General features: G+C 50.3%; 24 protein-coding genes. 15 read left to right on the top strand and 9 right to left on the bottom strand.

Annotated elements, in window-relative coordinates; all coding sequences use genetic code 11:
• Positions 1-56: 56 nt before the first annotated feature.
• Together CG67_RS08615 and CG67_RS08610 are read right to left on the bottom strand one after the other, a co-directional pair.
• Positions 57-1,340 (bottom strand): HlyC/CorC family transporter, encoded by a 1,284-nt coding sequence (locus tag CG67_RS08615; RefSeq protein WP_025902548.1) that lies wholly within the window; start codon positions 1,338-1,340, stop codon positions 57-59.
• Between the two features lie 27 nt (positions 1,341-1,367).
• Positions 1,368-2,159, bottom strand: coding sequence for an inner membrane protein YpjD (locus CG67_RS08610; RefSeq protein WP_025902547.1), 792 nt, complete (start codon positions 2,157-2,159; stop codon positions 1,368-1,370).
• 170 nt (positions 2,160-2,329) lie between these two features.
• On the opposite strand from CG67_RS08610, the gene ffh reads away from it, so the two are divergent.
• The 5 genes from ffh (at position 2,330) to rplS (ending at position 5,849) form a co-directional block, all read left to right on the top strand.
• Positions 2,330-3,691 (top strand): signal recognition particle protein, encoded by a 1,362-nt coding sequence (gene ffh / locus CG67_RS08605; RefSeq protein WP_025902546.1) that lies wholly within the window; start codon positions 2,330-2,332, stop codon positions 3,689-3,691.
• Between the two features lie 146 nt (positions 3,692-3,837).
• Positions 3,838-4,086 (top strand): 30S ribosomal protein S16, encoded by a 249-nt coding sequence (gene rpsP, locus CG67_RS08600; protein WP_025902545.1) that lies wholly within the window; start codon positions 3,838-3,840, stop codon positions 4,084-4,086.
• Between the two features lie 24 nt (positions 4,087-4,110).
• On the top strand, positions 4,111-4,659 hold the full coding sequence (gene rimM / locus CG67_RS08595; protein ID WP_025902544.1) for a ribosome maturation factor RimM: 549 nt from the start codon (positions 4,111-4,113) through the stop codon (positions 4,657-4,659).
• A gap of 35 nt (positions 4,660-4,694) precedes the next feature.
• Entirely contained in the window at positions 4,695-5,459 is a 765-nt protein-coding gene (gene trmD, locus CG67_RS08590; protein WP_025902543.1) for a tRNA (guanosine(37)-N1)-methyltransferase TrmD, read from the top strand.
• Positions 5,460-5,501: 42 nt separating this feature from the next.
• Entirely contained in the window at positions 5,502-5,849 is a 348-nt protein-coding gene (rplS, locus tag CG67_RS08585; protein ID WP_025902542.1) for a 50S ribosomal protein L19, read from the top strand.
• 238 nt (positions 5,850-6,087) lie between these two features.
• Here rplS and CG67_RS08580 read toward each other — a convergent pair whose 3' ends face one another.
• Positions 6,088-6,414 carry a contact-dependent growth inhibition system immunity protein gene (locus CG67_RS08580; RefSeq protein WP_235501119.1) on the bottom strand — a complete coding sequence of 109 codons (327 nt, stop codon included), beginning with the start codon at positions 6,412-6,414 and terminating at the stop codon, positions 6,088-6,090.
• A 20-nt stretch (positions 6,415-6,434) separates the two neighbouring features.
• Positions 6,435-7,067: an RNase A-like domain-containing protein gene (locus CG67_RS08575; protein WP_235501118.1), complete on the bottom strand. Its 633-nt coding sequence runs from the start codon at positions 7,065-7,067 to the stop codon at positions 6,435-6,437.
• A gap of 646 nt (positions 7,068-7,713) precedes the next feature.
• Between CG67_RS08575 and CG67_RS08570 the strand changes: the two genes are divergently transcribed.
• Positions 7,714-9,003, top strand: a complete 1,290-nt coding sequence (locus tag CG67_RS08570) for a cystathionine gamma-synthase family protein (RefSeq protein ID WP_025902539.1) — start codon at positions 7,714-7,716, stop codon at positions 9,001-9,003.
• A 42-nt stretch (positions 9,004-9,045) separates the two neighbouring features.
• Here the strand turns inward: CG67_RS08570 and CG67_RS08565 are convergent, their stop codons facing one another.
• Positions 9,046-9,645, bottom strand: a complete 600-nt coding sequence (locus CG67_RS08565) for a nitroreductase family protein (RefSeq protein ID WP_025902538.1) — start codon at positions 9,643-9,645, stop codon at positions 9,046-9,048.
• A gap of 396 nt (positions 9,646-10,041) precedes the next feature.
• Between CG67_RS08565 and adhP the strand changes: the two genes are divergently transcribed.
• The 4 genes from adhP (at position 10,042) to CG67_RS08540 (ending at position 13,856) form a co-directional block, all read left to right on the top strand.
• Positions 10,042-11,061: an alcohol dehydrogenase AdhP gene (gene adhP / locus CG67_RS08555; RefSeq protein WP_025902536.1), complete on the top strand. Its 1,020-nt coding sequence runs from the start codon at positions 10,042-10,044 to the stop codon at positions 11,059-11,061.
• Positions 11,062-11,406: 345 nt separating this feature from the next.
• Positions 11,407-12,186: a transcriptional regulator LldR gene (gene lldR, locus CG67_RS08550; protein WP_025902535.1), complete on the top strand. Its 780-nt coding sequence runs from the start codon at positions 11,407-11,409 to the stop codon at positions 12,184-12,186.
• A gap of 2 nt (positions 12,187-12,188) precedes the next feature.
• Complete coding sequence (gene lldD / locus CG67_RS08545; protein WP_025902534.1) at positions 12,189-13,337, top strand: FMN-dependent L-lactate dehydrogenase LldD; 1,149 nt, start codon at positions 12,189-12,191, stop codon at positions 13,335-13,337.
• A 90-nt stretch (positions 13,338-13,427) separates the two neighbouring features.
• A complete protein-coding gene (locus tag CG67_RS08540; protein WP_025902533.1) occupies positions 13,428-13,856 on the top strand; it encodes an OsmC family protein in 429 nt (142 codons plus the stop codon).
• A 44-nt stretch (positions 13,857-13,900) separates the two neighbouring features.
• Here CG67_RS08540 and CG67_RS08535 read toward each other — a convergent pair whose 3' ends face one another.
• Both CG67_RS08535 and CG67_RS08530 read right to left on the bottom strand, forming a co-directional pair.
• Complete coding sequence (locus CG67_RS08535; protein ID WP_025902532.1) at positions 13,901-14,137, bottom strand: hypothetical protein; 237 nt, start codon at positions 14,135-14,137, stop codon at positions 13,901-13,903.
• A 58-nt stretch (positions 14,138-14,195) separates the two neighbouring features.
• Complete coding sequence (locus tag CG67_RS08530; RefSeq protein ID WP_025902531.1) at positions 14,196-14,387, bottom strand: hypothetical protein; 192 nt, start codon at positions 14,385-14,387, stop codon at positions 14,196-14,198.
• A gap of 160 nt (positions 14,388-14,547) precedes the next feature.
• Between CG67_RS08530 and CG67_RS18090 the strand changes: the two genes are divergently transcribed.
• Positions 14,548-14,745: a hypothetical protein gene (locus CG67_RS18090; protein ID WP_145959570.1), complete on the top strand. Its 198-nt coding sequence runs from the start codon at positions 14,548-14,550 to the stop codon at positions 14,743-14,745.
• 38 nt (positions 14,746-14,783) lie between these two features.
• On the opposite strand, the gene CG67_RS08525 is transcribed toward CG67_RS18090, so the two are convergent.
• Entirely contained in the window at positions 14,784-15,437 is a 654-nt protein-coding gene (locus CG67_RS08525; RefSeq protein ID WP_025902530.1) for a CPBP family intramembrane glutamic endopeptidase, read from the bottom strand.
• Positions 15,438-15,792: 355 nt separating this feature from the next.
• On the opposite strand from CG67_RS08525, the gene CG67_RS08520 reads away from it, so the two are divergent.
• The 4 genes from CG67_RS08520 (at position 15,793) to CG67_RS08505 (ending at position 17,331) form a co-directional block, all read left to right on the top strand.
• Positions 15,793-16,086 (top strand): I78 family peptidase inhibitor, encoded by a 294-nt coding sequence (locus tag CG67_RS08520; protein WP_025902529.1) that lies wholly within the window; start codon positions 15,793-15,795, stop codon positions 16,084-16,086.
• Positions 16,087-16,262: 176 nt separating this feature from the next.
• Complete coding sequence (locus CG67_RS18660; protein ID WP_025902528.1) at positions 16,263-16,442, top strand: hypothetical protein; 180 nt, start codon at positions 16,263-16,265, stop codon at positions 16,440-16,442.
• Positions 16,443-16,667: 225 nt separating this feature from the next.
• Entirely contained in the window at positions 16,668-16,925 is a 258-nt protein-coding gene (locus CG67_RS08510) for a sigma-S stabilization anti-adapter protein IraP (RefSeq protein ID WP_025902527.1), read from the top strand.
• Between the two features lie 100 nt (positions 16,926-17,025).
• Positions 17,026-17,331, top strand: coding sequence for a PsiF family protein (locus tag CG67_RS08505; RefSeq protein WP_025902526.1), 306 nt, complete (start codon positions 17,026-17,028; stop codon positions 17,329-17,331).
• 258 nt (positions 17,332-17,589) lie between these two features.
• On the opposite strand, the gene proC is transcribed toward CG67_RS08505, so the two are convergent.
• Positions 17,590-18,402, bottom strand: a complete 813-nt coding sequence (gene proC / locus CG67_RS08500) for a pyrroline-5-carboxylate reductase (RefSeq protein WP_025902525.1) — start codon at positions 18,400-18,402, stop codon at positions 17,590-17,592.
• Positions 18,403-18,536 lie beyond the last annotated feature (134 nt).

Below are 18,536 nucleotides of genomic sequence, written 5' to 3'. Positions count from 1 at the left end.
AGATAAAAAAGGCGACGGAACCGGAAGGTTCGTCGCCTTTTTTGATGCCGGAGTATTTATCCCAGAGATTCCTGGAGGGTGGTATGTGGCGTGATCCGCGTCTGCTTGATCATATTGTCCTGAACATCCAGGATCTCGACAGCGTAGTGCCCAATCTGTACTTTTCGCTGGACCTGAGGGATCTCTTCCAGTGCTTCCAGTAACATGCCATTAATGGTACGCGCACCATCTTCCGGCAGCGTCCAGTTAAAGGCTTTATTGATTTCCCGGACATTCGCACTGCCATCTATCAGTACAGAACCATCATTCTGCGGCATCACCTCTTCTGCCAGAGAAGGGGACATCGAGGTGGTGAAGTCGCCGACAATCTCTTCCAGAATATCTTCAATAGTCACCAGACCTTTGATGTCACCATATTCATCGACGATCAGACCCGCTTTCTTCTTATTCCTCTGGAACTTCACCAGTTGCATATTCAATGCCGTCCCCTGAGGCACGTAATAAATCTCATCGGCCGCCCGCAGCAGGTTTTCTTTGGTGAACTCTTTCTTTTCCGTCATCATGCGCCAGGCTTCCCGAACCCGCAGCATACCGACGGTGTCATCCAGTGTATCGCGGAATAAAACAATGCGGCCATGAGGGGAGTGGGTCAGCTGACGGATGATGGATTTCCAGTCATCATTGACATTGATCCCGACGATTTCATTGCGGGGCACCATAATGTCATCGACGGTGACTTTTTCCAGGTCCAGCACGGACAGCAGCATATCCTGATTCCGTCGTGACATCAGCGAGCGCGATTCGTGGACAATGGTGCGTAACTCCTCTTTACTCAGCGCAGAGTTGACGGCACCACTGGTACGAATACCGACCAGCCGCATCAGAACACGGGTGATGGAGTTCAGCAACCAGACGATGGGCATCATAATGATCTGCAAGGGGGCCAGTAAAAAACTGCTCGGATAGGCCACTTTTTCCGGGTAGAGCGCAGCAATCGTCTTCGGCAGAACCTCTGCAAAGACCAGCACGACGAAGGTCAGGATCCCGGTGGCAATGGCCACCCCGGTATTTCCGTACAGACGGATACCGACAATCGTTGCCAGCGAGGAGGCCAGAATATTTACCAGGTTGTTGCCGATCAGTACCAGACTGATCAGGCGGTCAGGTTTGGATAACAGTTTCTCGACCCGTTTTGCGGCACGGTCACCATTGCGTGCATTGTGACGCAGTTTATAACGATTCAGCGTCATCATCCCGGTTTCAGAGCCGGCAAACCAGGCGGAGACCAGGATCATGATGACCAGTATGATAATTAGCGTAGAGGTTGAAACCTGATCCAACGAGAAATTTCCTTTTGTTTTAATAAATTAGCGGGTTAACAGATATTCAAGCGTACGGCTGCCAAAATAGGCCATCGTCAGGAGCACGGCTCCGCCGCAGTTAAACCAGACCACCCGGCGACCACGCCAGCCTTCACGGTAATGTCCCCATAGCAATACGATATAGACAAACCAGGCGAGTATGGAAAGTACGGCTTTATCGATATTATCTTCCGAAAAGAGGTCATGCATATAGAACAGGCCGCTACACAGCACCAGCGTCAGAAGCACCACACCGACCTGAGTAATGTGGAACATTTTGCGTTCAATCACCATCAGTGGAGGCATATCATGGCTGAAAGCCAGCTTCTTGTTTTTCAGTTGGTAATCAATCCATGCCAGTTGCAGGGCATACAGAGCCGCGATAATCAGTGTTGCATAGGCGAAAAGCGCCAGGCCGATGTGAACCAGTATCCCGGGCGTAGCTTCCAGGTGCGTCAGGAAGGCATTAGGAACAAAGGTGGCAAAGGTCAGGTTGATCAGTGAGAAACTGTAGACAAATGGCAGTAGCAGCCAGCCCCGGTTACGTGACGCGACAATCGTCATCACCGCACAAATCATCAGGCTGACCAGTGAACCTGTGTTCAGTAAACTGAAGTTCTGTACTGAGCCTGGCAGGAAAATCCGCTGTTCAATAGCAACGCCATGAGAGATCAGCGCGATGACCGCCGAAAGCATAGCCATGCGCCGCCAGCCACTGCTCCGGGTCAGCAGGCTTGGTATGATCAATGCGAGACTCAGTGAATAGGCGAATAGCGCCAAAATCGCAAAAACTGACATAAAAGGTTTCGTGTTAGCCATCAGTGAGTGTTCAGAAGGGCAGTATAGCGTTAGCAGCGACTTGCGCCAAACGATCTGATGGTCAATTGCAGAGATCGCTGACGCTTCATGTTATACTGCACGGAAAATGTCGCACAGGCGGCTTCGCTATATATTCTGAGTGATAGATAATGTTTGATAATTTAACCGATCGTTTGTCGCAAACACTGCGCAATATCAGCGGCCGCGGAAGGCTGACAGAAGACAATATTAAAGACACTCTGCGTGAAGTGCGCATGGCATTACTGGAGGCAGATGTTGCCCTGCCGGTAGTCCGTGATTTTATCTCCAGGGTTAAAGAGAGTGCCGTCGGGCACGATGTTAATAAAAGCCTGACCCCGGGCCAGGAGTTCATCAAGATAGTTCGTGATGAACTGGTGGCTGCGATGGGGGCCGAGAACAACACTCTGAACCTTGCTGCACAGCCACCGGCCGTGGTTCTGATGGCAGGTTTGCAGGGGGCTGGTAAGACGACCAGCGTCGGGAAATTAGGTAAATTCCTGAAAGAGAAACACAAGAAGAAAGTCCTTGTGGTCTCTGCCGACGTCTATCGCCCTGCGGCGATCAAACAATTGGAAACCCTGGCGGAACAGGTGGGGGTGGATTTCTGTCCTTCTGATATTTCTCAGAAACCGGTAGAAATTGTCAGCCAGGCGTTAAATGAAGCCAGACTGAAGTTTTACGATGTGCTGCTGGTGGATACCGCCGGTCGTTTGCATGTCGATGAAGCGATGATGGATGAAATCAAACAGGTTCATGCTGCGATCAACCCGGTAGAAACCCTGTTTGTTGTCGATGCCATGACCGGTCAGGATGCGGCCAATACCGCGAAAGCCTTTAACGAAGCCCTGCCTCTGACCGGGGTTATCCTGACGAAAGTGGATGGTGATGCCCGCGGAGGGGCTGCGCTGTCTATTCGCCATATTACCGGTAAACCGATCAAGTTTATGGGTATGGGTGAAAAAACAGAAGCTCTGGAAGCTTTCTACCCGGAGCGTATTGCTTCACGTATTCTCGGCATGGGCGACATGTTGTCGCTTATCGAAGATATTGAGAGTAAAGTTGACCGCGATCAGGCTGAAAAGCTGGCGAAGAAGCTGAAAACCGGCGACGGTTTTGACCTGAATGACTTCCTGCAACAATTGAAGCAGATGCGTAATATGGGTGGCATGGCCAGCCTGATGGGTAAACTGCCGGGCATGGGGCAGTTACCGGACAACGTAAAATCACAGATGGATGATAAGGTGCTGGTCCGTATGGAAGCCATTATCAACTCTATGACACGTAAAGAGCGTGAGAAGCCGGAAATCATCAAAGGTTCGCGTAAGCGTCGTATTGCGACCGGTTGTGGTTTACAGGTTCAGGATGTCAACCGCCTGCTGAAACAATTTGATGATATGCAGCGGATGATGAAAAAGATGAAAAAAGGTGGCATGGCCAAGATGTTACGTGGCATGAAAGGGGCGATGCCGCCAGGATTTCCAGGCCGTTAAGCCGGAATAATGAAAAGCCCGGCGTCTTATTGACTTAACAGGTTGCTTTTTGCGCCAAAATGAGTAAAATTTTCGGGCTTTTTATATTGCACCCGGGCCCCGTTCCTCGATGGGGCCCGGTTGTTTTATTAACTAAAGAGGATGTTATGGTAACAATTCGTTTGGCACGTCACGGCGCTAAAAAGCGTCCATTCTATCAGGTTGTCGTTACTGACAGCCGTAATGCGCGTAATGGTCGTTTTATTGAGCGCGTTGGTTTCTTCAACCCGGTTGCATCTGGTCAGGCTGAAGGACTGCGTCTGGACCTGGATCGCATTGAGCACTGGGTTGGCTTAGGCGCAACTGTTTCTGACCGCGTTAACGCGCTGGTTAAAGAAGCGAAAAAAGCAGCTTAATCTGTCACGGTGGCGAACATGAGCATGACCAGAAAATCTACCGCACAACCTCCTGTTAATTCTCTTACGTTAGGAAAGATGGGAGCGGCCTACGGTATTCGTGGTTGGCTCAAAGTGTTTTCTTCCACTGAAGACGCTGAGCGTATCTTTGATTACCAACCCTGGTTTATTCAGCGTGCCGGTCAATGGCAGCAGGTTGAACTGGAAGGCTGGAAAAATCACAATCAGGACATGATTATCAAAGTCAAAGGCATTGATGATCGTGATGCGGCGGCTCAATTAACCAATTGCGAAATTGTGGTTGATTCGACGCAGTTGCCCGAACTGGAAGACGGTGACTACTACTGGAAAGACCTTATTGGTTGCCAGGTAGTTAACGTTGAAGGTTACGCGATGGGGAAAGTCATTGATATGATGGAAACCGGGTCGAACGACGTTATGGTTGTAAAGGCAAACCTGAAAGATGCTTTTGGCGCTAAAGAGCGGTTAATCCCGTTTCTTTATGAACAGGTTATCAGAAAAGTCGATCTCTCTGCTGGCACAATTGAAGTAGATTGGGATCCTGGTTTTTGATCTCCGGGCATAACGGTAAACCAACGGCGAACGCTATGTGGATTGGTGTGATTAGCCTCTTTCCAGAGATGTTTCGTTCGATTACCGATTACGGGGTAACTGGCCGGGCTGTAAAAAACGGTCTGCTCAGCATTCAGTGCTGGAGTCCAAGAGATTTCACACATGACAGGCATCGTACTGTCGACGACCGTCCTTATGGGGGCGGGCCGGGAATGCTGATGATGGTGCAACCTTTGCGGGATGCTATCCATGCAGCGAAAGCAGCGGCAGGTGAAGGTGCTAAGGTGATTTACCTTTCACCTCAGGGACGCAAACTGGACCAACAGGGCGTTTGCGAACTCGCCGCCGACCGGAAGCTGATTCTGGTTTGTGGCAGGTATGAAGGTATTGATGAGCGGGTAATCGACGCCGAAATTGATGAAGAATGGTCAATCGGTGATTATGTGCTCAGCGGCGGGGAACTGCCGGCAATGACGATGATTGACTCGGTCGCCCGGTTTATTCCGGGAGTTCTAGGGAAACAGGCATCGGCGGAAGAAGACTCGTTTTCTGACGGATTGCTGGATTGTCCGCATTATACCCGACCTGAAGTGTTAGAGGGTGTGGAGGTACCGCCGGTTCTGCTGTCGGGAAACCATGCTGAAATCCGCCGCTGGCGCCTGAAGCAGTCGTTAGGCCGTACCTGGCTAAGAAGACCTGAGCTTCTGGAAAACCTGGCTCTGACTGAAGAGCAAACTAAATTGTTGCGTGAGTTCCGTAAGGAACATCAGCAGCAACAACATGATGATATGGAAGAGTAATCTTCCCTGAATATCAGTTTACCCAGGATAAGAGATTTAATTATGAGCAACATTATTAAACAAATTGAACAAGAACAGATGAAACAGGATGTACCTTCATTCCGTCCGGGTGACTCCGTGGAAGTGAAAGTATGGGTCGTTGAAGGTTCTAAAAAACGTCTGCAGGCATTCGAGGGCGTGGTTATCGCTATTCGTAACCGCGGTCTGCACTCTGCATTCACTGTTCGTAAGATTTCTAACGGCGAAGGTGTTGAGCGTGTATTCCAGACTCACTCACCAGTAATTGACAGCATTGCTGTTAAACGTCGTGGTGCTGTACGTCAGGCCAAACTGTACTACCTGCGTGAGCGTACTGGTAAGGCTGCTCGTATCAAAGAGCGTCTTAACTAAGGTATCGCTAACGCGACATCTGAAAGTTAATAGCAGAAAGGGGTTGGCCAGTGGCCAGCCCCTTTTTTTTACCTGCCGGGCAACCACCCGGCGGCGGTCATAAGTCTGCGGGTAACCCGTGTAAAAGAACGATGTTGCAGACTTATTGGGGAGCGTAGTGCCGCTGAATTTTCGTGATAACGATACAGAAGAATTTTGTTTAACGGATCCGGCTCAGCGGGGTTTTTTGCCGGAGATCTCAAAATTTTGATAATTCTGAGGAGTTGCCATTCGCGTGAAGGTATTCGATGACTCTCATTTTAACGGCACTGAGCCATTCTGCTGCTGTCATATTCCATCTGTCGGGCGCAAAATCAACGCTGTATCGCACGGTAAAAACCTTCAGACCCATCGGCTCCTGCTCAAATTCCTGAATGTTAGCCAGCAGCATTCTTAGATGGAATGGGGAAGAAGTGGCCATGTATTCATTCAGTAAGTTATCGAAATTACACCCGGGATCGAAAATATCACAATCCTGGCCATAGTACGCCACAACGAGGTTATCCATCTCACAGGATTTAGTCATATCAGTATCCATATCACCCCTTATGGTGTTGGGAAGGCCGTAACCAGATAATATTGTCTGCCATTGAATGTTGCAGGCCTGATGACGAGCCGGACACCATAGGCCTTTTTAACCTCAGTCGCCCCCCGCTCTACGTAGGTTCCTATTGGGAAATTAAATCGGTGTACATAAACGAGTGTAGCGCGGGTATGTGTGTATTTCAGGGCATATTCAATCTGTCGGCTCTTAACAGAGAGTACTTCAGAAATAATCAGTTCAGCCTGTCTGATATTTTTAAAACTGGCTGAGATATGAGGGGCACGCGGCTCTGATAAACGGGCAATAAGTTGTTCTGGTGTTCTTCCAACATGACGGGCTATTGTATGCCCCAATCTTTCCCCCTCATGCTCTTTCAGCCTGATACGACCAGAATATACTGAGGCGATTCTTGCTACGCCTGCCGCTGAAGCGAAAATAAAGGGTACGGTAAGGTCAACGGTTATACCCACTCTGTAAGCGGTGGCAGAATCAGCCCCAAGTTGCTCCGCAGCCATTTCGGCTAATCGGGAAGTCGCTGTTTCTGATCGACGCCCGCTCCAAACCTGTCTCAAAGAAGCATTAAGAGCATCAAGACTATGAGCGCCAACAACAATACAACCTGCTTTGGTGATCATGGTAGGTTCAGGCACAATGCATAAAATGCCAGCACCGAAAATTTCCGCAACACTACCAACGACACTTAAACCTCCCCAAAGGCGATTACTGAGGACCTCACCTTCGCTTACTGTCTCGTAGCGAACGATAGCTGCCAATTGTACGGCGATAAAACAAAACTTAGCCCTTCATCCTTATTCATTATCAAATCCTTTTAATCGCAGAGGTAAGGCTATTACGGAGATTTAATTTTTGAAAGTACTTCCTGTAGGGAGATGCCAGTTTTGATAGCCTTCCTCACGGTTTTCCAAAAGTTTATCAGCCCGGGACTGGGTCTTTAACGGTCAGCGGCTGATGACTTTGCTAATCCGGGTGCTGGCCGGATTTGTCAGGACGATTTCCGGTCTTAGTCATATGAGTCTCTCTGAAATGACTGACAGGACTCCCTTCTATGACCGGTGATGTGGAATTGCTAACCTTATTCAATACCTGACTGAATATCTCCCGACCACAGCCTCTGGCTGCCAGGCATTTATGCGGGACTGACACAACTTTTCGTCCGGAAATGTTATCATGTGTTCATTCATCCGCGGTTGCAGGCCAGATAGTCTGACGCTGTAGACCCGGGCCCGTGAATACGGGGACTGACGACGACAGGAACATGTTATGAGTGACGGTAAAACCATTAAAACCCGCCAGGGAGAGCATCAGTTGCACCCGGAAACATTGATGACCAGCTATGGTTATGACCCGATGTTATCTGAAGGTGCGGTGAAGCCTCCGGTTTTCCTTACCTCAACCTTTATTTTTCGCACCGCAGAAGAAGGGAAAACCTTCTTTGATGTCGCCAGCGGGCGTCAGGCTGCCCCGGACGGAACCCGCGAAGGGCTGGTGTATTCCCGTTTTAACCATCCAAACAGTGAAATTGTGGAAGATCGTCTGGCTCTGTATGAAGGTGCCGAACGTTGTGCCCTGTTTTCATCCGGGATGTCTGCGATAAGCTCAGTATTACTGACGCTGTGCCAGCCAGGGGATGTGGTTCTGAAAACCCAGCCGCTTTACGGGGGGACAGAAACCCTGTTCAATAAAACCCTGGCCCGGTTAGGGATCAGCAGTCATCCGTTGAGTCATGCGCTGGAATATGCGCCGATGCTGGTGTCGGCCAAAGCTGCACTCAGCACCGGTCGTGTGGCGGCTATTTTTGTGGAAACACCGGCTAACCCGACGAACTCTCTGGCGGATATCCGTCTGCTTGCCAGACTTGCCGATGAAATCGAAACGTTACAGGGCTTCCGTCCGCCGGTAGTCTGCGATAATACATTGCTCGGGCCGGTCTTTCAGCGTCCGCTGGCGCTTGGTGCGGATATCAGTGTGTACTCCCTGACAAAATATGTCGGCGGGCATTCTGACCTGGTGGCCGGTGCAGCAATGGGCAGTCGTGCGCTGATGGCACCGGTCAGGCAGATGCGTAGTGCGATAGGTACACAGCTTGACCCGCACTCCTGCTGGATGCTGGGGCGTTCTCTGGAAACGTTGCAGTTACGCATGGAAAAAGCGAATAATAACGCACAGAAAGTGGCTGAATTTCTGCAACAACATCCCGGAATTTCGGCGGTCAATTATCTGCCGTTCAAAGGTGCAGAGACTCCGGAAGGTAAACTGTATCAGCAGCAATGCCAGGGGGCAGGTTCCACCTTTTCCTTTGATGTCGGACAGACACAGGCGGATGCCTTCCGTTTCCTGAACCACCTGAAAATTTTCAGGCTGGCTGTCAGTCTGGGGGGAACTGAATCGCTGGCAAGCCACCCGGCAACGACCACACACTCCGGTGTCGCAAAAGAAACCCGCGAAGCTTTTGCCATCTACGAGACTACGGTCCGCGTGTCTATCGGGATCGAGCACCCGGCAGATCTGATTGCCGACCTGCAACAGGCGCTGGAATCTCTGTCTGAGTAATGCTTTTTATGCCGGCCAACCGGCCGGCATAAGGCTTAACGCTTAGCGAGCAACGATAAAACGCTCGCTGTCAGGAATATAGGTTTTCTCTCCCGCCGGGGCTTCGATGGAACCGAAGTTCATCTGCGCCCGCAGTTTCCAGCTTGCCGGAATATTCCATGTCTGCTGTACATCCTCATCTACCAGCGGGTTATAGTGCTGCAGGTTCGCCCCGATACCTTTTTCTGCCAGTGCCAGCCAGACAGCATATTGGGCAATTCCTGTACTGTGTTCTGACCAGATCGGGAAATTATCCGCATAGGACGGGAACTGCTGCTGCAGTCCGCTCACCACCTGCTGGTCTTCAAAAAACAGGACGGAACCTGCTGCGGCTGCAAAGCCGGCCAGTTTTTTTTCGGTGTTAACGAAAGCATCGGCCGCAACACGTTTTTTCAGTTGATCACCGGTCAGTGCCCAGAATTTTTTATGTTCCTCGCCCAGCAGGATCAGCGCCCGCGAACTCTGCGAGTTGAAGGCCGAGGGGGCATTTCGGATAGCCGTCCGGATAAGAGCTATAACCTCATCTTCTGCCAGCGGCAGCGTGGGACCCAGGGCGTAGATAGTTCTGCGTTTTTCGGCCAGTGCATTAAAACTTTGCGACATATCGTCTCCTTCGTTATGGGTTCACGTCCCCGGGAGTTCCGCGAGGGGGCTGTGAGGTATTCGCCTGTCTGAGTGACAGGGGGATGCTTACCTCGTAAATAATACCTCCGGACACTAAGTAACAAACATGATTGATAGTATCAAAGAGTGTAGCGGTGTTTCTTTGCTGGTGAATAACTCTGCCCGCTATTTTTTCTACCGGAACCCTTAACCTGTACCGGGTCTGATTTTGGCGGTAATATCAACAACAGGGCGATCTCGTCAGTAAACTGAGCTAAAAATATCCCGGGATATTTAATTTTTCTGATGAATATCAACTCTTTTACCCTGATATATCGATACACTCTGGTGTAAGAGATATCTACTTTCACTGTTCCCGTCTTAAGGAGTTCTTCCATGAAAGCAGCAGTCGTAACTAAAGATCATAGTGTAGACATTGTTGATAAGAAACTGCGCCCTCTCGGGCACGGAGAGGCCCTGTTAAAGATGGAGTACTGTGGCGTATGCCATACGGATCTTCATGTAAAAAACGGTGATTTTGGTGATAAAACCGGCGTTATTCTGGGGCATGAAGGTATCGGGGTGGTCAAAGAAATCGGTCCGGGCGTAACCTCACTGAAGCCCGGCGATCGTGCCAGTGTGGCCTGGTTCTTCCAGGGATGCGGATACTGTGAGTATTGTAACAGCGGTAATGAAACCCTGTGTCGTAGCGTAAAAAATGCCGGTTATACCGTCGATGGCGGTATGGCTGAAGAATGTATTGTGGTCGCGGATTATGCGGTTAAAGTCCCGGAGGGTCTGGATTCTGCCGCCGCCAGCAGTATTACCTGTGCCGGGGTTACCACTTATAAAGCGGTCAAAGTTTCTCATATTCAGCCAGGACAGTGGATTGCCATTTATGGTCTGGGCGGTCTGGGGAACCTTGCGCTGCAGTATGCGAAGAATGTCTTTAATGCGAAAGTGGTCGCTGTTGATGTTAATGAAAGCCAGCTTGAATTTGCCAAAGAGATGGGCGCTGACCTGACCATTAACCCGTTGAATGAAGACGCAGCGAAGGTGATGCAGGAAAAATGTGGCGGAGCTCATGCCGCAGTCGTTACAGCGGTCGCAAAATCAGCCTTTAATTCAGCCGTCGATTGCGTACGTGCAGGCGGACGTGTGGTTGCGGTGGGGCTGCCTCCGGAGTCTATGAGTCTGGATATTCCTCGTCTGGTACTGGATGGTATTGAAGTCGTCGGTTCGCTGGTCGGTACCCGTAAAGATCTGAGTGAAGCTTTCCGCTTCGCGGCTGAAGGCAAAGTGGTGCCGAAAGTCGAGAAACGGAAGGTTGAAGATATTAATGATATTTTCCATGAGATGGAGCAGGGGAAAATCAAAGGTCGTATGGTGATTGATTTCTGTTCACACGATCACTAACCCCCCGAATGCAAAACAGGCCCTGACCCGAAAAGTCAGGGCTTTTTTTTTGTTGCAGAGAATGTTGCGTCGCAGAAAAAAGGACAAGCACCGGCCCGCATGGCAAAAAATCCCGCCGGAACGACAGGACGACTGAATGTATTCCGGGTTAAATTGGTCAGACCGGTTTTCGTTGTAAAGTAAGCTGAATCACATTTCTGAGACTAATTTTGTGATCGGTTTCGAATAAACTTAACAATGGTTTTACATTGTCGTTAGGATGTCTCCCGACAACACAGCGTTAACTTCAGGAGATCATTTGTTCGGGATAAACGTCTGAAACAGAGGCTCGCGCCGGAGGGAAAAATGGAAAAGTCGTCAGATAAACTCAGTGATTTGCTGGTCAGGCGCCTGCAAACACTGATCAGGGAGCAGTCACTGACGGCCGGAATGCGATTACCTTCAGAACGTAAACTTGCGGCGGAGCTGCAGGTTTCCCGGGCATCGGTCAGGGAAGCACTTCAGAAACTGAACAGTGCCGGGGTGGTGACCACGCACAGGGGGGGCGGGACCTATGTGTGTAAAGCACTCTCCCCATGGTCGGAAAGGGTGATCGTCGAGCCTTTGCAGGCACAGATGCCCGACAACCCCGGCTTTCGTTCCGATATTCTGGAGGCAAGACATACGCTGGAAGCGGGAACGGCATGGCATGCGGCGCTCAGGGCCACCGCGGAAGATAAGCAACGGTTACAGTACTGCTTTGATGCCATGAGTGAGTTACAGGAAGGCGGAGATGCCAGCCTCGTGGCTCAGGCCGATGCCCGTTTTCATCTGATGATTGCTGAAGCGTCACACAATACTGTGTTGTTACAGACTATGCGCGGACTGTTTGATTTATTGCACAGCTCGGTATTACAGAGTCGTCAGCAAATGTTTTCCAGTGAGGATATTGTCAGCCGGTTATCGGAACAACATGATCATCTGTTGCAGGCCATTCTCAGGGGTGATGCCGATGCTGCGCGTAACGCAGCCAATTGCCATCTCAGTTTCGTGCACAGGACAACACAACAACTTGATGAAGACTATGCCAGACAACTCAGAGTTATTCGTTTGCCTGACAGCCTTCTGCAACGCACAGAGAATTAATCATGATTATTTCTGCTTCATCTGACTATCGTGCCGCCGCGGAGCGACGTTTACCTCCTTTCCTGTTCCATTATATCGATGGCGGGGCTTATACCGAATACACCATGAAACGTAATACCGATGACCTGTCCGGTATCGCATTACGTCAGCGGGTATTAAAAAATATGTCCTCGCTGAGTCTGGAAACAAAACTGTTTAATGAGACATTATCGATGCCGGTGGCGCTGGGGCCGGTAGGTCTGACGGGAATGTATGCCCGCAGGGGAGAAGTTCAGGCTGCGAAAGCCGCAGCAAAAGCAGGGATCCCTTTCACATTATCCACGGTGTCCGTCTGTCCGATTGAAGAAGTCACTCCGGCAATTGACCGCCCCATGTGGTTTCAGTTGTATGTCTTACGTGACCGCGGTTTTATGCGCAATGTACTGGAACGAGCCAAAGCTGCGGGCTGTTCAACGCTGGTCTTTACGGTAGATATGCCGACGCCCGGAGCGCGTTATCGTGATGCCCATTCCGGGATGAGTGGTCCGTTTGCAGCGTCACGCCGTTATCTGCAGTCAGTGCAGCATCCTTCCTGGGCATGGGATGTGGGGGTTATGGGCCGTCCGCATGATCTGGGTAATGTTTCAGCGTATCTCGGCAAACCGACGGCATTGGAAGATTATATTGGCTGGCTGGCGAATAACTTTGATCAGTCTATCTCCTGGAAAGATCTGGAATGGATCCGTGATTTCTGGGACGGCCCGATGGTCATTAAAGGTATTCTCGACCCGGAAGATGCTAAAGATGCCGTACGTTTTGGTGCCGATGGTATCGTGGTGTCTAACCACGGCGGCCGGCAACTGGATGGCGTACTTTCTACGGCCAGGGCCATGCCTGCGATAGCCGATGCCGTTAAAGGCGACCTGACCTTACTGGCAGACAGCGGTATCCGTAACGGACTGGATGTTGTACGCATGCTGGCGCTGGGCGCTGACACCGTATTACTGGGACGTGCATTTATCTATGCTCTGGCGGCTCACGGGCAGAAGGGGGTTGAGAATCTGCTGACGCTGATCGCCAACGAAATGCGGGTTGCCATGACCCTGACCGGGGCAAAATCGGTGGCGGAGATAAACCGTGACTTGCTGGCTAATCTTCAGCTACCCGGATAATTCGCAAACATAGCCTGTAACACGGTAAAACAAGGCAATACTGACAGAGCGACTATACTGAATACTGAGTATCTTATTACGGAGGAGAGTATGACGATTCATAAGAAAGGTTCGGCTCACTGGGAAGGCGATATTAAAGGTAAAGGGACTGTCAGCACCGAAAGCGGCGCGCTCAGTCAGCAACCTTATGGCTTTAACACCCGTTTTGAAGATAAACCCGGGACTAACCCTGAAGAGCTGATTGGCGCAGCCCATGCGGCCTGTTTCTCCATGGCGCTTTCTCTGATGCTGGGTCAGGCAGGGCATACGCCGAAAAGCATCGATACCACCGCCGATGTTTCTCTGGATAAAAAGGGTGAAGGTTTTGCCATCACCAAAGTGGCACTGAAAAGTGTTATTGAACTTCCGGGGATTGATGAGAAAAAATTTGAAGAGATCATTAATAAAGCCAAATCCGGCTGCCCGGTCTCTCAGTTGCTGAATACTGAAATTACACTGGATTACGTCCTGGAAAACTAATTCAGGCGTGTCAGAGTCAGGGAGGTTACGGCCTCCCGTCCCTGTCAGTTCTTTGTCCCGGTCTTTCCGGGCGATTTTGACCCGCGCGGTACCCGGATCACCCGGGCCGGATCGGCGGCAATAAATTCTAATGTCGGGGCATAGTAGAAAGGCAGCCAGCCACCATAGCCCGCTTCCCATTCCCAGCGCACGGGACAGGGCCAGATAATATCCTGATACAGCAAATAATAAATCCAGCGTCCCCCGGGTTTACGTGGCCGCTTGTTTTTTTGTGACTTCATAACTATCCGCTATCCGCGCTAACCGTTGAGTCCTGCAGCTTATCCGGGAAAACAGCCCTTATTCGGACTCTGCTCCTGAACGCCGATGCACTTCACCGCAGAGCAACACCGCATGCGGACGCGCCTTACGAATACGATCTGCCATCACCTCACAGCTACCCTGCGTCGGAAAAATATGCTCCGAAACCGGCAAAGCATCGCAGGCATCGTTACCACAGGCACTGACTAATAGCACGAATCCGATTAACATGACTAGCTCCTTATACCCGGGCACAGGCCATGATTGCCGGGCGGATCAGTATAGCATTCTTACCGATAACGCGATGATGACCCGCACCGGCATGGCAGGTTTTTCTGCAAGACGGTGCGTAGCTGCGTTACAATTTAATTTTTATCCAGGATCGCTCTCAATGTTAACAGGTAACAAGATAATGAATGAACCCATCGCCCGCCCTTCTGAAAACCCAAAGCAGGCCGCCCTACAGGTGGTGATCGAGCTGGTCCGGGCCGGCAAACTGAGCCCGCTACAGGGAGATGCCTCAAATATGCTGTCGATTTACGAGCAGTTCAAAACGCACTTTGAGCAGGAGTCTGGCGCTGAGTCGTGAGAGTGATATCACTGCATACGGGCGATGGACTGCCCGTACTAAGCTGCAGAAAGATATAATGCCGGCACCAGGGCTATCAGGTTGTTCAGGGTATGCAAAAAAACCGGTAACGCGAGTCCTTTGCTTTTGATTCTGGCCCAGCACAATAAGAGTGAGAAGAGTGTCAGCGCTACGATGGACTGCCAGTGAATATACTGAGTATGCATGGCGGCAAAAAGCAATGACGTCAGTAAGGTACAGGCCAGCCGGCTTTCAGGAGCCCATAATAAAAATGCTTGCAGAAGAAACCCACGGAATAAAATTTCTTCAAATACCGGTGCCAGACAGACGGCAGTGATCAGCAGAATCAATTGAGAGTTCCGCGGCTGATTGGCTTGTTCGGACAGCCAGACTTCCGGGACTAAATATTGGGTCTCCGCAACCATCAGGATCAGTAACGCTGCCGTGAATAGTAATGTCGGTACCAGTAATAACTGACCGAAAGGAATGTCGTCCCGGCGCTGGCAGTAAAAACGATACAACGGATAAATCACTGCAAATTCAAGCAGGCAGATCACCGGCACCAGCAAGCCACTGGTCCGCAGTGCCAGAAAGTCAGGAAACAGCGTTATCATCAGGGTTATCACGTAGTAGATAACAAAACTTCCAAGATAAAACGCGGTGAGTGTGATTTTATCGGAATGTGTATTCATCGGCAGTCCGGAGTTAAGAATCTTCTGAATAATATCAATGGTAAAGATCACTGTCGAGTCATCAGCGATAATCGCAGAGGCCATTGACGTCACTTAGTGTGATCCATTTTCCCGCGGGAGGATGCAATCAGGGGCCGCCGGTCAGTCAGTATCAGAGATGGCCAGTGAGTAAGATAACCACGTCTCTTTGTAACAGAAAACCGCTACAGTGAAGAGTATGGCTGGCTGAAGATATCTTTCCCGTGTGATACCCGGCATTCCATGATGACATCAGTACAAGTGTGGCCCGGATCAGTATTTTATGTTGTACAAAGCCCGCGGAGAAGTGTCTCAGTGTGGCGTTTCAGGAGTTATGATGACATTTTACGGAAAACTCGCTCTGTTAAGCGGAATTGTACTACTGGCCTCCTGCCAGTCTGCCAGCCACCGTCAGCAGGCACCGGCTTATGTCCCGGATGATGATATGTGCGGAGCCTCTCAGTTCCAGAATTTTATTGGCAAGCCATTGACCTCTATAGAAAATATGCGGTTCGGGACCGAGTCCAGGGCGATTGCCTATAATTCGGTTGTTACGATGGACTTTAACCTGCGCCGTCTGAATTTTATGGCGGATGAGCAAGGGAAAATTACCCGGGTCTATTGTGGCTGAAACTGCTATGCCTGCCGCCGGGGTTAGCGAAAACGACAGGGTGCTGTAGGGGCAGTGTCAGAAAAGTGTTAAGGCTGGTTTCAGTGAATAAATACAGGGAGGATACGGATTTTTCTGAGCAATACTGCCTATATACTGAAGACCGGAAGCAGAAACAACCCGAATAGAGGTCAACTATGGTACGACTGTTAAAAATTGCTGCTGTTCTGGGCGTCGTAGTAATGCTGAATGGCTGTATTTTCCCGCCTCCTGGCGGCGGATGGGGCGGCGGCGGCGGCTGGGGTGGCGGTGGTCACGGCGGTGGCGGTGGTGGCTGGGGTGGCGGTGGCGGTGGTCCGCACTACTCCGGTAATTGATCCCGCTGAACTGCTGAAGGCACACCCGGTATCATCGCGGGTGTGTCTGAGCGACTTCCCGCCCGGGCGCTGCCCCGTGAACCGGGATGCTCTCCTCCTGAGGCTATGTCCCGGTATTTAAATTTCTATTCGTTTATGCAATTAACTGTTTCAGTTTTATAAAAAGCCTGTTTTTTTGGTATTCGCAATGTTAAGTTCAGGATCAGATGATTCTGAGGCTTATGTATGAAAAATATTATTGCTGAGCTTTTAATTAAACTGGCGGAAAGGGATGAAGAATATAAACTTCAGCAAGAGCGCCAGGCCACGATGGAGTTAGTTTTATCGGCACTGGTAGAAACCCTTTCACCCGAAGCCCGCTTGTTATTTCAGAAAAAAATCGAACACCTGGTGGATAATGCCAACGAGACTTCGTCAGAAAAAAGTCGCGCATTATCGAATATCCGCTATCTTGAAAAGATAACGGGCATCAGCCGATCATAGCCTGACGGATAAGAGTTACCACATTACCGATAATTAACTTCAGCGAAGTGTTGTCGGCTATCACCGGTTATTTACCGGTTTTTTATTGACAGGAGTAATCATGAATAAAATGATCGTAGCCGCGGTTCTGGGCGGATTATTAATGGCGGGACAGGCATCTGCGGCGGAAAAAACAGCGCAGCAGCAAAAAATGACTGACTGTAACCATCAGGCATCGACACAGTCCCTGAAAGGTGAAGCACGTAAAGGCTTTATGAGTACCTGCCTGAAAAAAGATCATAAAGCGCCAAAAGTGCTGACTGCACAGCAGCAGAAAATGAAAACCTGTAATGCGGATGCGAAAGGGAAAGCGCTGAAGGGTGCTGACCGTAAAAGCTTTATGAAAAGCTGCCTGAAAAAAGGCTAATTACTCCGGAAATACACCCCCCGGGTACCTCAGAACAGCCTCAGCCGGGGCTGTTTTTTTATCTGTCAGCATCTGGCTACGCTTAACGCAGGCGTCGGATTCAGGTGATCCTCCTGCCGCAGATAATCCCGGTCACTGAGCTTGTCCTCCCGGATAATTCACCCGTTACCGGAGTGAAAGTGCCGATGATCCCGGGCGACAGTGTCCGTGGATACGCGTTTAGCCGCCCCGGCTAAGCGTACCGGGGCTGCTAACTTATCAGGCTTTGCTGAGCTGTTCTGACTTTTCCATACATTTCTGCATGGCTTCCATGATAGCGGCACGGAACCCTTTACTTTCCAGGGTCTTCACGGCTTCGATGGTCGTACCGCCAGGAGAACAGACACTGTCTTTCAGCGCCGCCGGATGCTGCCCGGTTTCCAGCACCATCTGTGCAGCCCCTTTGACGGTCTGAGCTGCAAATTCGTAGGCCTGTTTCCGGGGCATTCCCCCCAGAACTGCCGCATCCGCCATGGCTTCAATCATAATAAACACATAGGCCGGGGCGGAGCCGCTGACACCCACGACCGAGTGGATAAGATATTCACTGACCAGTTCAGCATTCCCGAAGCTTCTGAATATTTTCAGGATAATATCGGTTTCTTCTTCATTCACCAGCACATTAGGAGTCACGGAGGTCATCCCGGTACCAACTAATGCCGGGGTGTTTGGCATGACACGAATAATCTTCCGGTCATGTCCCAGTACCGTGGCGAGGGCATCCAGCGTGATCCCTGCGGCGATAGAGACCACCAGTGTCTCTTTTTTAAGTAACCCGGCAATGCTCCCCAGCAGTTTCAGCATGACATTCGGCTTAATCGCACCGACCAGAATATCCACTTCACGGGCCATTGATTCCAGGCTTTCTGCCGCATGAAGTCCGTATTTTTCTGCCATCGCCTGGTTTGTTTCAGGTTTACGATCAAAGACCCACACATTTTCCGGGGCGATGATCCGGCTTTCAATCATCCCATTGATAATCGCTTTGGCCATATTACCGCAACCAATGAACCCCACTTTTTTGTTCAGCATTATCTGTCCTTTGTGTTAATCAGAAAATCAGCAGTGATACCTTTTACAGACCCGGCAATCTGCAGCCTGACTTTACCCCGTCGGGATAAAAAGTTGTTCTGCACAGCCATAATGATCCACAATTCCTGTTCAGT

Origin of the sequence: Tatumella sp. UCD-D_suzukii, assembly GCF_000611875.2 — a bacterium.
Classification (GTDB): Bacteria; Pseudomonadota; Gammaproteobacteria; order Enterobacterales; family Enterobacteriaceae; genus Tatumella; species Tatumella ptyseos.
Note: the sequence above shows the minus strand (reverse complement) of the source record. Positions and strands in the feature narration are given on the sequence as shown.

Bases quoted from the DNA above. Each gene is read 5' to 3' on its own strand.
- adhP (WP_025902536.1), top strand. From the start codon at position 10,042: ATGAAAGCAGCAGTCGTAACTAAAGATCATAGTGTAGACATTGTTGAT.
- lldR (WP_025902535.1), top strand. From the start codon at position 11,407: ATGGAAAAGTCGTCAGATAAACTCAGTGATTTGCTGGTCAGGCGCCTG.
- CG67_RS08510 (WP_025902527.1), top strand. From the start codon at position 16,668: ATGAAAAATATTATTGCTGAGCTTTTAATTAAACTGGCGGAAAGGGAT.
- CG67_RS08610 (WP_025902547.1), bottom strand. From the start codon at position 2,159: ATGTCAGTTTTTGCGATTTTGGCGCTATTCGCCTATTCACTGAGTCTC.
- CG67_RS08535 (WP_025902532.1), bottom strand. From the start codon at position 14,137: ATGAAGTCACAAAAAAACAAGCGGCCACGTAAACCCGGGGGACGCTGG.
- rimM (WP_025902544.1), top strand. From the start codon at position 4,111: ATGACCAGAAAATCTACCGCACAACCTCCTGTTAATTCTCTTACGTTA.
- CG67_RS18660 (WP_025902528.1), top strand. From the start codon at position 16,263: ATGGTACGACTGTTAAAAATTGCTGCTGTTCTGGGCGTCGTAGTAATG.
- CG67_RS08580 (WP_235501119.1), bottom strand. From the start codon at position 6,414: ATGACTAAATCCTGTGAGATGGATAACCTCGTTGTGGCGTACTATGGC.
- ffh (WP_025902546.1), top strand. From the start codon at position 2,330: ATGTTTGATAATTTAACCGATCGTTTGTCGCAAACACTGCGCAATATC.
- trmD (WP_025902543.1), top strand. From the start codon at position 4,695: ATGTGGATTGGTGTGATTAGCCTCTTTCCAGAGATGTTTCGTTCGATT.
- CG67_RS08575 (WP_235501118.1), bottom strand. From the start codon at position 7,067: ATGATCACCAAAGCAGGTTGTATTGTTGTTGGCGCTCATAGTCTTGAT.
- lldD (WP_025902534.1), top strand. From the start codon at position 12,189: ATGATTATTTCTGCTTCATCTGACTATCGTGCCGCCGCGGAGCGACGT.
- CG67_RS08505 (WP_025902526.1), top strand. From the start codon at position 17,026: ATGAATAAAATGATCGTAGCCGCGGTTCTGGGCGGATTATTAATGGCG.
- CG67_RS08525 (WP_025902530.1), bottom strand. From the start codon at position 15,437: ATGAATACACATTCCGATAAAATCACACTCACCGCGTTTTATCTTGGA.
- CG67_RS08540 (WP_025902533.1), top strand. From the start codon at position 13,428: ATGACGATTCATAAGAAAGGTTCGGCTCACTGGGAAGGCGATATTAAA.
- CG67_RS08565 (WP_025902538.1), bottom strand. From the start codon at position 9,645: ATGTCGCAAAGTTTTAATGCACTGGCCGAAAAACGCAGAACTATCTAC.
- rpsP (WP_025902545.1), top strand. From the start codon at position 3,838: ATGGTAACAATTCGTTTGGCACGTCACGGCGCTAAAAAGCGTCCATTC.
- CG67_RS08530 (WP_025902531.1), bottom strand. From the start codon at position 14,387: ATGTTAATCGGATTCGTGCTATTAGTCAGTGCCTGTGGTAACGATGCC.
- rplS (WP_025902542.1), top strand. From the start codon at position 5,502: ATGAGCAACATTATTAAACAAATTGAACAAGAACAGATGAAACAGGAT.
- CG67_RS08520 (WP_025902529.1), top strand. From the start codon at position 15,793: ATGACATTTTACGGAAAACTCGCTCTGTTAAGCGGAATTGTACTACTG.
- CG67_RS18090 (WP_145959570.1), top strand. From the start codon at position 14,548: ATGTTAACAGGTAACAAGATAATGAATGAACCCATCGCCCGCCCTTCT.
- proC (WP_025902525.1), bottom strand. From the start codon at position 18,402: ATGCTGAACAAAAAAGTGGGGTTCATTGGTTGCGGTAATATGGCCAAA.
- CG67_RS08570 (WP_025902539.1), top strand. From the start codon at position 7,714: ATGAGTGACGGTAAAACCATTAAAACCCGCCAGGGAGAGCATCAGTTG.